At 66.2% G+C, this 16,245-nt stretch carries 13 protein-coding genes and 2 pseudogenes; 2 read left to right on the forward strand and 13 right to left on the reverse strand.

What is annotated here, in order from left to right; translation table 11 throughout:
- The first annotated feature begins 18 nt into the window (after positions 1-18).
- Positions 19-357 carry a thioredoxin gene (trxA, locus tag MYK68_RS20645; protein ID WP_247865591.1) on the forward strand — a complete coding sequence of 113 codons (339 nt, stop codon included), beginning with the start codon at positions 19-21 and terminating at the stop codon, positions 355-357.
- A 133-nt stretch (positions 358-490) separates the two neighbouring features.
- Positions 491-1,633: an N-acetylmuramoyl-L-alanine amidase gene (locus MYK68_RS20650; protein ID WP_247865592.1), complete on the forward strand. Its 1,143-nt coding sequence runs from the start codon at positions 491-493 to the stop codon at positions 1,631-1,633.
- Between the two features lie 451 nt (positions 1,634-2,084).
- Here the strand turns inward: MYK68_RS20650 and MYK68_RS20655 are convergent, their stop codons facing one another.
- The 13 genes and pseudogenes from MYK68_RS20655 to rpmH form a co-directional block, all read right to left on the reverse strand.
- Positions 2,085-2,780, reverse strand: coding sequence for a hypothetical protein (locus MYK68_RS20655; RefSeq protein WP_247865593.1), 696 nt, complete (start codon positions 2,778-2,780; stop codon positions 2,085-2,087).
- A gap of 94 nt (positions 2,781-2,874) precedes the next feature.
- Entirely contained in the window at positions 2,875-3,945 is a 1,071-nt protein-coding gene (locus MYK68_RS20660) for a ParB/RepB/Spo0J family partition protein (RefSeq protein ID WP_247865594.1), read from the reverse strand.
- Entirely contained in the window at positions 3,942-4,886 is a 945-nt protein-coding gene (locus MYK68_RS20665) for a ParA family protein (RefSeq protein WP_247868131.1), read from the reverse strand. The genes MYK68_RS20660 and MYK68_RS20665 overlap by 4 nt, the downstream gene beginning before the upstream one ends.
- Before the next feature lie 75 nt (positions 4,887-4,961).
- The gene (rsmG, locus tag MYK68_RS20670; protein WP_247865595.1) at positions 4,962-5,669 is read right to left on the reverse strand and encodes a 16S rRNA (guanine(527)-N(7))-methyltransferase RsmG; all 708 of its coding nucleotides are present in this window, start codon (positions 5,667-5,669) and stop codon (positions 4,962-4,964) included.
- A gap of 539 nt (positions 5,670-6,208) precedes the next feature.
- Positions 6,209-7,009, reverse strand: a complete 801-nt coding sequence (gene istB / locus MYK68_RS20675) for an IS21-like element helper ATPase IstB (protein ID WP_283255218.1) — start codon at positions 7,007-7,009, stop codon at positions 6,209-6,211.
- Positions 7,006-8,220 (reverse strand): IS21 family transposase, encoded by a 1,215-nt coding sequence (istA, locus tag MYK68_RS20680; protein ID WP_247865596.1) that lies wholly within the window; start codon positions 8,218-8,220, stop codon positions 7,006-7,008. The genes istB and istA overlap by 4 nt, the downstream gene beginning before the upstream one ends.
- 1,393 nt (positions 8,221-9,613) lie before the next feature.
- A pseudogene (locus tag MYK68_RS20685) lies at positions 9,614-9,985 on the reverse strand (integrase core domain-containing protein); the annotation flags it as partial.
- A 26-nt stretch (positions 9,986-10,011) separates the two neighbouring features.
- A protein-coding gene (locus MYK68_RS20690; protein ID WP_247864366.1) for an IS3 family transposase occupies positions 10,012-11,291 on the reverse strand; the annotation gives its coding sequence in 2 pieces (ribosomal slippage) (positions 10,012-11,003 and positions 11,003-11,291; 1,281 coding nt in all).
- A gap of 999 nt (positions 11,292-12,290) precedes the next feature.
- Positions 12,291-12,905, reverse strand: coding sequence for a Jag family protein (locus MYK68_RS20695; RefSeq protein WP_247865597.1), 615 nt, complete (start codon positions 12,903-12,905; stop codon positions 12,291-12,293).
- Positions 12,906-14,021: 1,116 nt separating this feature from the next.
- Positions 14,022-14,936: pseudogene (gene yidC / locus MYK68_RS20700) on the reverse strand (membrane protein insertase YidC); the annotation flags it as partial.
- A gap of 3 nt (positions 14,937-14,939) precedes the next feature.
- Entirely contained in the window at positions 14,940-15,278 is a 339-nt protein-coding gene (yidD, locus tag MYK68_RS20705; RefSeq protein WP_247865598.1) for a membrane protein insertion efficiency factor YidD, read from the reverse strand.
- Positions 15,279-15,716, reverse strand: coding sequence for a ribonuclease P protein component (rnpA, locus tag MYK68_RS20710; protein WP_247865599.1), 438 nt, complete (start codon positions 15,714-15,716; stop codon positions 15,279-15,281). It lies immediately after the preceding gene.
- Positions 15,717-15,743: 27 nt separating this feature from the next.
- Positions 15,744-15,887 (reverse strand): 50S ribosomal protein L34, encoded by a 144-nt coding sequence (gene rpmH, locus MYK68_RS20715; RefSeq protein ID WP_246993135.1) that lies wholly within the window; start codon positions 15,885-15,887, stop codon positions 15,744-15,746.
- Between the last annotated feature and the right edge of the window lie 358 nt (positions 15,888-16,245).

The following is a 16,245-nucleotide window of genomic DNA, read 5'->3' on the forward strand; positions in this document are numbered from 1 at the left end:
GAGAAGAAGGAGATCTCCATGGGAAATCACGTCGTCGATGTGACCGACGCCGAGTTCAAGTCGACCGTTCTGGAATCCGACAAGCCGGTGCTCGTCGATTTCTGGGCGGCCTGGTGCGGCCCGTGCAAGATGATCGCCCCGGTGGTCGAGCAGATCGCCGCCGAGCACGCCGACCGGCTCGTCGTGGCCAAGGTCGAGGTCGACGAGAACCCGCTCGTCGCCCGGGACATGCAGGTGCTCGGCCTGCCGACCCTGATGGTGTTCTCCGGCGGCGAGGTGGTCGCGACGCTGCGCGGCGCCAAGTCGAAGAAGGCGATCCTCACCGCTCTCGAGCCGGTGCTCGCCACAGCGGGGTAGTACCGCACGCAACGGTCACAATCGACGGGTTCATTTGTCGCCCCCGGCGAACGCCTGAGAGAATGGGCGTTGAACACTGACGCGGGGGGCGCCGGGACACGCGCCCGGCGCTGAAGAGGGAAGCGGGTACTACATGGCCACGTTGCGTCCGGGTGACCACGGATCCGGTGTCGCCGAGATCCGCGAGATCCTTGCCGGTCTCGGTCTGCTCGCCAGGCCGGCGGCCGAAGCGGGCACTGGACGCCACGCGCGCCCCTCCGAAGACTTCGACGACGCCTGCGAGCGCGCCGTCCGGGCCTTCCAGCAGCAGCGCGGTCTGATCGCCGACGGCATCGTCGGACCCTCGACGTACGCCGCGCTGCGCGAGGCGTCGTACCGGCTCGGCAGCCGGGTCCTGACCTACCGGCTGTCCGCGCCGATGACCGGCGACGACGTCGCGACTCTCCAGAGCCGGCTGCAGAATCTCGGCTTCTACCACGGGCTGGTCGACGGCACCTTCGGTGAGACCACCCATCACGCCGTCAGCCTCTACCAGACCGAGTACGGCCTCGCGTCCGACGGCATCTGCGGCCCGGCGACCCTGCAATCGCTCAACCGTCTCGGCTCCCGGGTGACCGGCGGTTCCCCGCACGCCATCCGCGAGGAAGAGCACGTCCGCCAGTCGGGCCCCCAGCTGACCGGTAAGCGCATTCTGATCGATCCGTGCGATGTCGACGGCTCCGAGGCGGAGAGCGAGATCCTGTGGGATCTGGCGGCCCGTCTGGAGGGCCGCATGTCGGCCGCCGGGATGACCACCTTCCTCTCGCACGACCGCACCTCCGCCCCGAGCGACGAGCAGCGCGCCCGGGTCGCGAACGTGATCGACGCCGATCTCATGATCGCCCTGCGCCTCGGCCATTACGACAACGAGCGCGCGAACGGGGTGGCGACCTTCTACTTCGGCACCCATCACGGGTCGTACTCGACCATCGGGCGTCATCTGGCCGGGTACATCCAGCGCGAGGTGGTCGCCCGCACCCCGCTGCTCGACTGCCGGATCCACGAGCGCACCTGGAACCTGCTGCGGCTCACCAGGATGCCCGCCGTCGTGCTGGAGGCCGGCTACATCACCAACCCCGCGGACGCGGCCCTGCTGAACGCCCCGGAGTACCGCGACACGATCGCCGAGGCCATCCTCGTCGCGGTCAAGCGGCTCTACCTCCAGGGCAACAACGATCGCCCGACCGGCACCTACACTTTCGCCGATCTCCTTGCGGCAGAACAACTTCCGTACTGAGCTTCACCACAACCCGTCGGCTCGACGAAGCCCCGGCACCGCCCGCTGACTCGACGAACGCCACCGCAGCCTGTTGGGCTGACGACGCCCGTCCCAGCTCGTTGATCCGGCTAAAGCCACCTCGGCCCGCGGAGCCGATGAACGTCACCGCAGCCCGCTGAGCCGATGAAGTCCACCACCGCCCGCTGAGCCGCTAAGCCGACGAAACTCACCATCATCCGCTCAGCCGACGAGCCGACGGAACCCACCATCATCCGCTCAGCCGACGAGCCGACCACCATCCACTGAACCGACGGAAGCCACCCCAGCCCGCGGAACCGACGAAACCCTCATCGCCCATTGAGCCGACGAACGCCATCCCAGCCCGTTGAGCCGATGGAGCCGCTAGGCGGAATCGTGTCGAAAGGACCCCCGGCTGAGAACCGCCTCGCATGAAACGCGGCGGCCCGACTCACGTCGATTGCAGCGCCACACTCTCCGAGATCACCAGCTTCTCCAGCGCCCGCTCCACCTGACGCTTCCAGCCCAGCCCCTCATCCAGCTCGAGTCGGAGCCGTGGCAGGTACTGGTCGTCGGCGATCACGACGAACCCCGCGTCCTCGAGGAAGGTCGTCGGCATCAGGCAGTCGTCGCACACGTTCCCCGGGACCCCACCGCCGAGGAGCAGCGCCGTCAGGTCACCGGCGAGTGCCGAGTCCGCGGCGCTCCGCCCGAAAGCCTCGAGCGCGCGGACACCGCGACCGATCACATCGGCGATCACCGCATCGAAGAGCAGGGGAGCGGCGTCAGCGAAACCGGGCTCGGTGGCGACCTTGGTCAGCAGTACCGCGTCCGCACTCACCGGTGCCGTCGGGAACCGTCTGGCCCGCGGCACTCGTCCCGGCGGAGCGTAGAAGGCGCTGCCCACGACACGACCGGTGGTCTTCTCCACCGCCATCTGACAGCAGTTGCCCCACTCGAGGAGGAGACCGGAGATCCACGCCTCCTTGTCGAACTCACTCTCGAATCCGCCGAGCGAACCCAGGAGAGCATCGTCGAGCGTATCGGACGCGGATTCCGGATCGACTTCCCAGAACACGCATCGACGGGTGTGGAGCGGCAGACGGTCGAAGCCGTCCAACTCGAGCGCCTCGATCACCACACCCATCGCGCTGTGTTCCTCGCTTCCCGAAAATCCTACTGTCACAGTGACGTATCAGACCGGTGGTCCCGGGACGGCTGTCACCGGGGCGGATTCGGCCCTATCTGTCGGAGATGACGCCGACGATGCGCTCGAGATCGTCGACCGATCCGAACTCGATGACGACCTTGCCCTTCCGCTTCGAGAGGCTCACCGACACCTTGGTGTCGAGGCGATCGGACAGCCGATCGGCCACATCCTGCAGGCCCGGCATCACCATCGGCGGACGCCGCTTGGCCGGCGCCGGCGAATCGGGCACACCCTCGTGATTCGCCAGCGTCACGGCCTCTTCGGTCGCACGCACCGACATGCCCTCGGCGACGATGCGCGCCGCGAGCGCTTCCTGCGCGTCGGCGCCCGCGTCCAGCGCCAGGAGCGCCCGGGCATGTCCCGCCGACAGGACGCCCGCCGCGACCCGCCGCTGCACGGGAATCGGAAGCTTCAGCAGCCGGATCATGTTGGTGATCACCGGACGCGATCGGCCCAGCCGGTTGGCCAGTTCCTCGTGCGTGACGTCGAATTCTTCGAGGAGCTGTTGGTAGGCCGCCGCCTCTTCAAGAGGATTCAGCTGCGCCCGGTGGATGTTCTCCAGCAGCGCGTCGCGCAGCAGATCGGCGTCGCTCGTCTCCCGGACGATGGCCGGGATCTTCTCCAGACCGACGTTGGTGCTCGCCCGCCAGCGACGCTCGCCCATGATGAGCTGATAGCGGACCCCGCCGGCCTTCGGCCGCGCGAGCTCGCGAACGACGATCGGCTGCATGAGCCCGAACTCGCGGATGGAGTGCTCCAGTTCGGCGAGTGCCTCTTCATCGAAGACGGTGCGCGGCTGCTGCGGATTCGGCTCGATCTCGGACGGCGGGATCTCCCGGTACACCGCTCCCATGTCGCCGGCGGGTTCCACCGGTGCGGGGGAGGGGGGGCCACCCATCAGCACGTCGGCCGCGGCGCTGCCCATCCGAGTGGTGTTGATGCCCTGTGCCTTGCCCTGCTGCCGCGCGGGTGCCGGCACCGACGGTCGAGTCGCACTCGCTTCGTCGCCCGTCGTCTCCTCCGTCTCGGTGGGGCCGGTCGGGATCAGAGCGGCCAGACCGCGGCCCAGTCCGCCTCGTCTCTGGCTGTCGCGCTGACTCACTGTGCGTTCTCCTTCAAGACCTGGCGCGCGAGTTCCCGCGCCGCATCGAGGTAGCTCATCGCTCCACGTGAACCCGGGTCGTAGTCGATGATCGTCATGCCGTATCCCGGCGCTTCCGAGACCTTCACACTGCGCGGAATGATCGTGTTCAAGACCTTGTCGCCGAAGTGTGAACGCACCTCGGCGGCCACCTGATCGGCGAGCTTGGTGCGGCCGTCGTACATCGTCAGCAGGATCGTGGAGACGTGCAGCGCCTTGTTGAGGTGCGCCTGGACCAGTTCGATGTTGCGGAGCAGCTGACCGACTCCCTCGAGTGCGTAGTACTCGCACTGGATGGGGATCAGGACCTCGCGAGCGGCGACCATCGCGTTGACGGTGAGCAGGCCGAGTGACGGCGGGCAGTCGATCAGGACGTAGTCGATGCCGAGCTCGCGCAACAGCTCGGGATCCAGTGCGTTCCGCAGGCGGCTCTCGCGGGCCACGACGGAGACCAGTTCGATCTCCGCGCCGGCGAGATCGAGGGTCGACGGTACGCAGTAGAGACGCTCGTTCGCGGGGGACTGCTGAATCGCCTCCCGCAGGGGCACGTCGTCGAGCAGCATCTCGTAGACGGACGCGATTCCCGGTTTGCGGTGATCGATGCCGAGCGCGGTACTCGCGTTGCCCTGCGGATCGAGGTCGATCACCAACACTCCGAGTCCGTGCAGCGCCAGGCCGGCCGCCAGATTCACCGCGGAGGTGGTCTTACCGACCCCGCCCTTCTGATTGGCGACCGTCATGATGCGCGGCGCCGCGGGCCGGGGGAGAGTTCCGGTGCCCCCCGGTGTCAGGATCTGACTTGCACGCTCGGCGGCGGCGGCGATGGGTGTGTCTGCGAGGGGTGCGCTCTCGGGCGAGGGCTGGCCGGTTCCACGTGAAACGGAACCCCCCGATTCGGCCATGTCATGCTTCGCCAAGGCGGCACTCCTTCGGTCGTCATCACTATTTTGCGCCTTGCGCTTGAAGGACACCAATCTTCAATTCTTTCTCTTCTGCTGACGCGCCGCGCGACGTGCCGCCCGTCGATCGTCCGCGGTTTCGATGCGAGTACCGAGCAGCACGGTGGTCGGTTCGTCGAGCTGCGCACCGACCTCGCGGGTCGTCAGATCGGTCAATCCGACCATCCCCGCCGCCGCCGCATACGTCGAGATCTCCTCCGCCGCTGTGCGGCCTTTCAGTGCCACCAGGTGACCGCCGACCGCGATCAGGGGAGCGGACCATCGTGCGAGTCGATCCAGCGGCGCCACCGCGCGGGATGTCACGACGTCCGCGGTCCCGACCGCTTCCAGCGTCGGCCGTTCTTCCGCGCGTCCTCGTACGACCGTCACGTTGTCGAGTCCAAGAGCCTCGACCACCTCGTCGAGGAAGGTCGTGCGTCGGAGCAGCGGCTCGACCAGAACCACCTCGAGATCGGGACGCGCGATCGCCAGCGGGATTCCCGGGAAACCCGCACCGCTTCCGATGTCGATGACGCGAAGACCTTCGCCGATCTCTTCACCGACCACCGCGCTGTTGAGTACATGGCGTGACCACAACCGGGCAGGTTCGCTCGGTCCGATCAGCCCCCGGAGCACGCCTTCATCGCTGAGGATGTCGACGTATTGCTGGGCCAGTCCGATCCGCTCCCCGAAGATCTCTCGTGCCACGGCGGGCTGAGGCTCTGCCTCCTCGACCGTCCTACTCACGTCTTCTCCTTACTGTTGCCTACTACTGTTTCACGTTGAACATCGCCCGGGCCATTCACGGTTCCACGTGAAACGAGAACGACTCGGTGAGGAAGCATCGCCAGGCCGGCAGGGCACCCGAGCACGGCCGGCACCGGCCGCAGTCGAGCCGATTCGGACCCCGGGCGCGGACCCGAGTCGAGATCCAGCGACCAAGTCCCGTCGAGAACCCACGGCAGTCGAACGACATCGAGACCCCACAACGACTCGAGCAGGGCTGAGTATCCCGCGTCGAGTCACCTGGAGTGGTCCCACCACCACCGAACAGCCTCGAGACCGCACGGCGGTACGAGCGGAGCAGTGCCCGTGAAGACATGGGCGACGTCGAGACCCGCGGCGGCTGAGCGAATCCAAGACCGGGATGGCCGGGCAACCCCGAGACCCGGGGCGGCCCGGCGAAATCGGGGTGCTTGACGGCCGAGCGAAGTCCGAACCTCACGACGGCCTGTCGGCGGCGGTCGAAACCTGAACGGTTTCGGCGGTCCAAAAGTGAACAGTCTCTAGTCTAGGTTTTCTTGTTCGGCCTTGATGCTGGGAAGTGTTTCCAGGCCTCTGTCGCGTAGTCGGTAGGACGCTCCTTTGAGGGCGATGACGTCGGCGTGGTGGACGATGCGGTCGATCATCGCGGCGGCGACGACTTGGTCGCCGAACACCGCACCCCAGGAGCTGAATGGCAGGTTGCTGGTGAGGATGAGTGAGGCGTGTTCGTAGCGGGATGAGACCAGTTGGAAGAACAGGTTCGCGGCGTCTTGTTCGAAGGGCAGGTAGCCGACTTCGTCGACGATGATCAGTCCGTATCGGCGCAGACGCGCCAGTTCAGCGGCGAGTCGTCCTCGCTCGTGTGCTTCGCTGAGCCGGGCTACCCATTCGGTGGCGGTGGCGAACAGGACGCGGTGTCCTTGGTGGCAGGCGGCCACTGCGAGGGCGGTGGCCAGGTGAGTCTTCCCGGTGCCCGGTGGCCCGAGGAGCACGACGTTGCGATGCTCGGCGAGGTAGGCCCCGGAGGCCAGTGCCTGGATCGGGCCTCGTGCTGTGGGCTGGTGGTCGAAGTCGAAGTCATCGAGCGTTTTGGTCGCGGGCATGCCGGCGGCGCGGATCCGTAGCCGGGCGCCCGAGGCGTTGCGGGCGGCGACTTCGCGTTCCAGGACCGCGGCCAGATAGGTTTCGTGGGTCCAGCCCGAATCGCGGGCGTGGTCGGCTAGGCGGGCGGCCGATTCGGTGATCCGCGGGGCTTTGAGGACCGCAGCGAGGTGAATGATCTGTTTGATCATCGCGGCGTTGTCGGAGACCGGTGGGTTCATGGGTGGCTCACTTGCTCGGGGTCCAGGCCGAAGGCCCGGTCGTAGTCGGCCAGATCACGCATCATCGTCTCGGCCTCGGGTCGGGTCACGGGTTGTTGAAACGTAGTGCGCAGGGTGCCGGCGATCCTCACGTGTTCGGGGTCGGTGACGACCATGCGCCGGGCCCACCGCCGCTGGTGGACAGCGACCACGCGGCCGCCGTGGCGGACCTTCACGGTCTCCAGATCAGCCGAAACGTCCACGCGGGCACCGATCGCGCGGGGATCGACGGAGTAGTCGTTGGTGTCCACGCGCACGTAGTAGTCCCGGCCCAGCCGGATCTGGTTGTGCCAGCCCACATGCAAGACCGCTGGCGGCAGCGCCAGCATCGCCGCCTTGTCGGCGGCCAGCAGATCAGCTGGGCGCGCCTTGAGAGTGCGCACCACACGCTGATTCGCCGTGGCGAGCCACTCGGTGAACTGGTCGTTGAAATCGGCTGGCGAACTGAACGTGCGGCCCGGCATGAACGAGGTCTCGAAGAACCCGTTACGGCGCTCGACAATCCCTTTGGACTCCGGATCACGTGGACGCAGCAACACGAACTTGGTCGCCAGCGACCCGGCGAACACCGCCGCGGCCTCAGTGGGGTTGCCACGCCCGATCCCGGGCTCGTTGTCCCAGATCAGGCGGCGCGGTACCCGACCGAGTTGACCCAGCAGCTCCCATGACCCCAACAGCAGATCAGTGCTGGTGCGAGTCGGAATCATCCGGCCATACATGTACCGGGAGAATGCCGGAACCATCACCAGCACCGGCAACAACGCCCGCGAACCATCCTCGAGCACGAACTTGTACGGCGGGAACCACAAATCGCACTGCGCAGCATCGCCGGCAGACCAGGACAGCCGATCAGCCGGATCGATCCGCGCGCCCTCGGCGCGAACCCGTTTGACGTTGTCGCGGAACCAGCGAATCGACCCGGTCCAGCCCACCCGCTCAGCCAGCACCGTCGCCGGCATATCCGGGGTCTGGGCCAGCAACTCACGCACCCGCGCCTGGAACGGCGTGAACGACGTCGGCGCCGCAGACCGCTGATACCTCGGCGGCTCATGTGACCCGACAGCCTTGATCACCGTCGTCCTGCTGATACCCAACTGCTCAGCAATCCGCTTGTTCGGCACACCATCAGCGGCCAGCCTGCGGATCAACGCCCAATCCTCCAAAGTGATCACCCTCCAATCGTCGGCAGAGTGTTCACTTTTCAAGCGCCGTTAGTGTTCAGTTTTCAAGCGCCGTCGACACGGCCGAGCGAGGTGAACTGCCCGCGACTACCGGTCGGAGTCGGGCCTCGCGCGAGCGTCGAGCGAAGTCCGGAGCCACCGCGGTCGGGTGACGCGAACTATCACGACCGAATCAGACTCGAGACACCGTGAGCGCTACACAGAGTCCGGACTCACGATGGTCGAACGAAGCCGACTACTCATGCCGGCAGATCCGAACTGAAAGTCCGTGACCGTCGAGCGAAGTCGAAGCCCCGCGACCGTCAGGCGCTCTAGACCTCGCGACCGTCGAGCGCTCGAGACCATCGACCGGAATCGAGACACGCTACCTCGACGAGAATCGAAGGCCTGCGTCAGCCGATCGAAGCCGCGACCCACGACGGTCGAGCGGAATTGAAATCCACAGCCGCTACCCAGAGTCGAAACTCCACGGCGCGGGAGCGGACTCGAGAGCAGCAACGCGTTCCACGTGAAACACGCGTGGACCCGTTGCAGATGAGTCGCCGGGGAGCTAGGTGCCCTCCACCCTTCGACGCCATCCAAGACTCCGCCCAGTGGACCAGCACCCGGGTGGCCGTCATCGAGTAACACGAAGGGAAGTAGGTCGACGACGAAACTCCTACCGACCGAGTCGAGGGCACCGGGCCCATCACACTCGACAGGCTCAGAGTTCCGAAGCTTGCCAGGGGTCGAGACGCCTCAACGACCCCATCGATCCGGGACCATCGACGCATCCGCGTTTCACGTGGAACGTAGAACGCCAACTCATCGAAGGACGGCCGGCCCAGGGGAGTCGTCTCGCCCCTCGACTCCGTTCGGGACTCCGCGCCGTGCAACCAACACCAGTCGGGCCTTCATCAAGACGACAACGCGCACCAGTCGGACCGTCGCAATCCATCGCGACCAGAGCGCCACCGTGTGCGACCGAAGATCGAGACATCATCACGAGCGAACGGAGCCGAGCCTCCGCAGCACCGGTAACGATATGACGGGCGGCCGTCGCGGGACAGTCCTCACGGACACCGCCTCGAGCAAAGTCGAATAAATCGGCAACACGCGAGTCCTACGTGAAACACACGCGGTCATCTCCAACCGGAGACGCAGACAGGAGTTCTGTCCGGACTCCTGAGTTCTGTCTCGATGAGTGACTTCCGGGGTCGGTAGTTCGTCTGCTGCAGGGGTGCGGCCCGCAGCCACACGAAGCCGCGAGAAAGGCTGCGTCAACTCAGCTCGGCTATCGCCTCGCCGGTGGTCCCTCAGCGAAGTCGAAAGACGCCACCGGCGGACACCGGAGTGCCCCAGCACGCCGGCTCACCCTCGATCGCAAACGCCGGGACTCACTCATCTAGATGTACTTCCCCGTGAGGTTGTGAACGCGGGCTGAGGGGACGAGGCCACCGATCCCGGTGTGGGGTCGGTGGTGATTGTAGTAGTGCAGCCAGAGCTGGTAGGCCGCTGCGCGGTCGGCTTCGCTGGTGTACGGGGCGGCGTAGGCCCATTCGGCGGCCAGGGTCCGGTTGAATCGTTCGACCTTGCCGTTGGTCTGCGGCCGGTAGGGGCGGGTCCACTTGTGTTTGACGTGCGCGCCCAACGCGGCGTTGAAGGCTTTGGAGCGGTAGCAGGAACCGCTGTCGGTCATCACCGCAGTCACCGTGACCCCGGTCCCGGCGAAGAACGCGTTGGCGCGTTGCCAGAACCCGGCGGCGGTCTCCTTTGAACCGCCCCGGCATGTCCGGAGACTTTCTAGTTTGAGACCTCGACGAGTGTCGGGGTCGGTTGTTGAGCGTAGTGCGCAGTCTCCATCTCTGCTGGCGGGATGTCGCCGCAGTACTCGTAGAGCCTTCGGTGGTTGAACCAGTCGACCCACTCCGCGGTGGCGACCTCGACCTGGTCGACGGTGCGCCACGGGCCTCTGGCTTTGATCAGCTCGGTCTTGTAGAGCCCGTTGATCGACTCGGCCAGCGCGTTGTCATAGGACGATCCGACAACCCCCATCGAGGGACGGATTCCGTCAGCGGCGAGCCGCTCGCTGTAGGCCACAGAGGTGTACTGGCTGCCGTGGTCGTGATGCTGGACCACCCCGGCCACCGGCCGGCCCTCCCGCTGCCGTGTCCACACAGCATGGTCGATGGCGTCCAACACCAGCTGAGAGGTCATCGATGTCGACGACCTCCAGCCAATGATCCGACGCGCGTAGGCATCGATCACGAACGCCACGTAGACCCAGCCGGCCCACGTCGACACGTAGGTGAAGTCGGCCACCCATAGCCGGTCCGGCGCCAACGGCGCGAACTGACGTCCCACGAGGTCACCGGGATGCTTCGCCTTCGGATCAGCGATCGTCGTGCGCTTGACCTTGCCCCGGATCGCGCCACGAAGACCGAGGTCGCTCATCAGCCGTTCCACCGTGCACCTAGCGATCGGCTCGGCATCAGCGGTGCGCTCCCGGTTGAGCTGAAGCCAAACCTTCCGGGCTCCGTAGACGCCGTAGTTCTCGGCATGAACCTTGGCCACCTTCGGCCTCAACTCCTCATCCCGCACTTCACGCTTGGACGGCTTGTGGGAGCGGTGCTCGTAGTAGGTCGCGGGGGCGATCTTGGCGCCCAGCTCGGTGAGCTGGTCACAGATCGACTCGACACCCCATCGCAGACCTTCCTCGTGCTGGTCACCGACGTGCTCGTCGATATACCGCACGATCAGCGCTGTGGCCGGTCGAGTTCGGCCGCGAAGAAAGCCGATGCGCTCTTGAGGATCGCGTTGGCCCGCTTGAGCTCGGCATTCTCGCGCTTCAACCGCTTCAGCTCCGCTGACTCCTCACTCGTCGTCCCAACCCGCTGCCCGGCATCAACCTCGGCCTGACGACACCACTTCCTCACCGTCTCAGGCGTCCCGATCCCGAGCAGCGTCGCGACCTGCCTCATCGCCGCCCAGTCCGACTCGTGGTCGGCCCGGATCTCGCCAACCATCCTGACCGCCCGCTCACGCAGCTCGGCCGTGTACCTCTTCGACGTACTCCCTGCCATGACTCCATCCTTCCCAAGGAACGGAGTCTCCGGACATGCCGGGGCGGTTCACTGCCCGGTCAAACAGCCGTCACCCAACCCGACCGAACGAAGCACGGTCATCGCTCACACCACAGACCAGAACCCATGACGACCGAACGAAGTCGAAACCATCGACGACACCCAGATTCCACACGGACCGAGAACGGTACATCCGGCAGGCCGCCAGCCAAGGGGGAGAGGTCTCGATCTTCCACTCAGGCGGACAGCCGTCGCCCATCCCGACTGAACGAAACACGGTCGACGCGGACACCACAGACCAAGACCCACGACGGGCGAGCAAAGTCGAAACCATCGACGACACCCAGATTCCATGCGGACCGAGAGCGGTACATCGAGAAGAGACCGCCAGCAAGGGGAGAGGTCTCGATCCTCTACTCAGGCAGACGACCGTCACCCATCCCGACTGAACGAAACACGGTCACCGAGGACACCACAGACCAAAACCCATGACGGCCGAGCGAAGTCGAGACAACAACGACCCCCAGATTCCACACGGACCGGGAACCGCATCGAAGAGAGACCACCCGCCAAGGCGAACGGTCCCAAGCCTCTGCCCAGTCAGACAGCCGTCATCCATTCCGGCCGAACGAAGCGCACACACCAACGAAGCCGAAGATCAAAGACCCATCGGCGGCCGAACGGAGTCGAGACCACCAACGACACCCAGGTTCCACATGGAGCAGAACGGCACATCGCGGGAACGCGGCGGAGCCGGGGGAGGGGAGTGGCCCCGAACCTTCGATCCCGCGCAGGACACCCCGCCGCCGGCCACAGTCGGCGAATCGAGATCGCCGGTCAGACTCGGTTCCACGTGAAACCAGGGACGCCGATCACCAGACGCCGACCGTCGCGTCCGCATCACGAACTACATCGATGTGATTCACCACTGACTGATAGCGGACAAACAAAGAGGGTCCCGGCCGAAGCCGGGACCCTCCTATCGTCTGAGACCGCGTGTCAGTCCTTGATCACCACGACGCGTCGCTTGGGCTCGGCGCCCTCGCTCTCGCTGTGGACACCATCCACCGCGGCGACCGCGTCGTGCACGATCTTCCGCTCGAACGGGGTCATCGGATCCAGTTCTTCACGACCACCGTTGTCGCGGACCCGCTCGGCGACCTCGGTGCCGAGGGCCGCGAGCCGCTCTCGCCGGCCCGCGCGCCACCGCGCGACGTCGAGCATCAGGCGGCTGCGATCGCCGGTCGCCTGCTGCACCGCGAGACGGGTCAGCTCCTGCAACGCGTCGAGCACCTCACCCTTACGGCCGACGAGCTGATCCAGATCGTCGCCGCCGTCGATGCTCACGACCGCGCGGTCGCCGTCGACGTCCAGATCGATGTCCCCATCGAAGTCGAGAACATCGAGCAGCTGCTCAAGGTAGTCACCGGCGATCTCGCCTTCCTCGACGAGACGGTCCTCTTCGTCATTGTCCTCACCGTCGGCGTCGTCGTCCGCGACCTCCGCGACGACGTCCCCGTCAGCGACCTCCTCGGCGGCGACCTCCTCGGCCGCGTCCACGGTGGGCTCCACGACCTCGTCGTCGAGATCGGGCTGCGTGGCTTGCTCAGTCATTTCGATACCTCACTTACTTCGTCAACGTCTGGGCCGGGGGCGCGCTCAGCGGCCGCCGCGGCGATTCCTCTTGCTCTTGGGACCGGACTTGCGCGGCTGCGCCTTGGTGCCGCGCGCCTCGGGACCACGATCGTCCTTCTTCTCACTTCCGGCCGACGACGACTGCGCCGAGGCCTTCGCCACCGGGGTTCGCCGCTCGGCCTCGGCCCGAGAGGTCGGACCGTGATCGGTCACCGTGAGCACGGAGTCGGTCAGCGCCTTCTTCGCTTCATCGACCGGACCGGACGAGGCGACCTTCTTCTCATGAGCCGCCTTGGCAGTCTCGTGCCAGCTGCTCGCGACGGCGCTGCGATCGTCGTCGACGTCAGCGGTCTCACCGATCAGGGCGACGCCCTCGCGACCCTCCAGTTCACGCGTCTTCTTCTCCGACGCCGCGACGGTGGCGTGCTTCCACGCGCTGTCCGACGGTGCCGCGGCGATGAGCTTCACCTGAGCCAGCTCGGCCTTGTACCCGGCCACGTCGACCCCCGAGGACTCACCGGCCTCGGTGGCCTGCTCGATGATCCGTTCATAGATGCCAGCCGCCTGGCGGGCGTAGATGCGGGCGTCGTCGTACTTGCCGCTGCGGAACATCGCGGTGGCGACCATCCGGGCCCAGTCCGCCTTGCGGTCGCGGCCGAGTTCACTGACCGGCGCGTCCTCGTTGGCTTTCTCCCACGCCTCCTCGTATGCGGTCAGGATCGCGTTGTCCTCCCGCATGACGGTGTTCAGCCGGGCGTCGTGACCCTCGTTGAGCCACGCGACCAGCTGCTGCCGCCGCAGGGTGAGATAGGCGTCGAGAGCGGCCAGATCGGCGTCCTCGGCCGTGGCGTCCTTGCGGGCGGCGTCGGTCCACGAGAAGGCCAGCGAAGCGCGCAGGTCGGCGTCGGGGGTCAACCGCACCAGTTCGTCCGCCGCCTGCACCAGTCCGTTGCGGCCCTTGTACAGCCAGTCCGCGTTGCGCTGACCGAAGCGGGTCACCTTGGTGAACTCGCTGATCGCATCCGAGGTACGACCCTCCGCGAGTGCAGCGAAGCCCCGGTTCATCGCCTTGCCCGGCTCGAAGTTTCCGGGCAGCGGGCGCTCACCCGGCCGGGGAGCGGAGGCCTTGCGCTTCTCCTCCTTGATCGCCTTGGCGTGATCCTCTTCCTTGGCGATGCGACCGAAGACGATGTGCTGCTGCACGTAGGTCCAGCCGTTGTTCGCGACCCAGTACAGCAGGATGGCGATGGGGAAGAACGGGCCGGTCGCGAGGATGCCGAGCGGGAACACCCACACCGACAGCTTGTTCATGATCCGCGTCTGCGGGTTCTCCAGCGCTTCCGGGCTCTGCCGGGCCACCGACGCGCGCGAGTTCATGTGCGTAGCGAACGACGCGATCAGCATCAGGGGGACCACCACGGCGCCGATCTGCCAGCGGGTGAAGTCGATCGCCGCGCCCTTTTCGACGAAGGCCTGAAACTGCGCGGTCGGCTCGGTCAGGAACGACGACAGCGGCACCCCGAAGAGACGCGCGTCCAGGAAGTTCCGCACCTGCTCGGCGCTGAAGGCGTAGTTGCCGTAGCTCCGGGTCTGCTCGGCCGTCATGCCGAGCTGGCCCATGCCGGTACCCATCCGGTTGAACGACCGCAGGACGTGGAACAGACCGATGAAGACCGGGATCTGCAGCAGCATCGGGAGGCAGCCGAGGAGCGGGTTGAAGCCGTGCTCCTTCTGGAGCTTCTGCATCTCCTCGGTCATCTTCACGCGATCCTTGGCGTACTTCTTCCGGATCGCCTGCATCTGCGGGTTGATTTCCTGCATCTTCTTCGTCGTGCGGATCTGCTTGACGAAGGGCTTGTACAGGATCGCGCGGAGAGTGAAGACCAGGAAGACCACCGAGAGGGCCCACGCCACACCGTTGCCACCGGGGCTGTTCGGTGTGATCAGGTCGAATACCCAGTGCCAGACCCACATGATCCAGGAGACCGGGTAGTAGATGAAGTTGAGCACGGCTCACTGACCCCTATCTGTCAGAGCTCGCTCGCCCTCGGAGGGCGAGTCACTACGGGAAGTCATCGGATCCCGGTCACGCCGGCGGCGCCAGGCGCCCTTCTCCGGGACCGGGTCGTATCCGGGTTTGTGCCACGGCCCGCACTTGAGCAGCCGCCACGTCGAGAGCACCGAGCCCCACACGAAACCGTGCGTCTCCAGGGCCTCGACGGCGTACGTGCTGCAGGTCGGCTCGAAGCGGCAGGTCGGCATCCGGGTGGGGGAGACCCACGTCCGGTACAGCTCGATCACAAAGATCAGAGCTTTTCGGGGAAGGGTCACAAGCCACTGCACAACACTCACTCAGCTCACCGGGACATCGGCGGCGGCATCGCTCTGCGCCGCCGCATCGAATGCCGCCGTCACCTTGCGCTGAGCGAATCCGCGACGCAGCTGGTCCGCCAGGTCGGTTGACGAGCAGCCGGCCGCGCCCGGCCGCGCCCGCACCACCACGAACGCTTCGGGGGACGGGAGGGCGTCGCGGCTGGCCGCGAACGCATGTCGCAGACGACGGGCGACGGCGTGCCGCGTCACGGCGTTACCGACCTTCTTGGAGACGATCAGCCCGAGCCGGGGGCCGCCGAAGACGGCCACATCCGGCCGCAGCCCGGCCGGATCCGGCCAGCGAGACGGCAACGGTGCCACCGTGATCAGCAGATCACGTGCCGAAACCCGCACGCCCTGATCGAACGTGCGGGTGAAGTCGGCACTGCGCTGTAAGCGCGTCGAGTCAGCGGACACCGATCGGGCCGACTGAACTCTGGCGTCTCAGGCGGTCAGCTTGGCGCGGCCCTTGCGACGACGACCGGTGACGATCGCACGGCCGGCGCGGGTCCGCATGCGCAGACGGAAGCCGTGCACGCGGGCACGACGACGGTTGTTGGGCTGGAAAGTGCGCTTCCCCTTAGCCATGGGAACTCCTCGGTCTTAGAACAACAGGCTTCTTACCGGCCCCGCATGGATTCCGGCGGTGTTCTCCGGCTTGAACCCGGACATGCCGGGTCCCGCAGCCCATGCTCGGGCGACCTGTCGAGACTACTCAGCCCGCGTGTCCAAATCAAACGACGGCCTTCCCGTCCGCTATTCTGCCTCGCCGTCGTGCTCGGCCGCAGCCCGGTCCACGACGCTGTGGACGACGCCTGCCTCATTCATCCACAAGTGTGAACAACATTGTGGACAACTGGCCCGATGGTGCATGTTCATGGCACCCTCGAGGATCGACGTCTGTGGACGTCCGCTGTGGATCGATGAGAGAAAGAGGTGAGTCGAG

Origin of the sequence: Gordonia sp. PP30 (assembly GCF_023100845.1) — a bacterium.
Lineage (GTDB): Bacteria > Actinomycetota > Actinomycetes > Mycobacteriales > Mycobacteriaceae > Gordonia.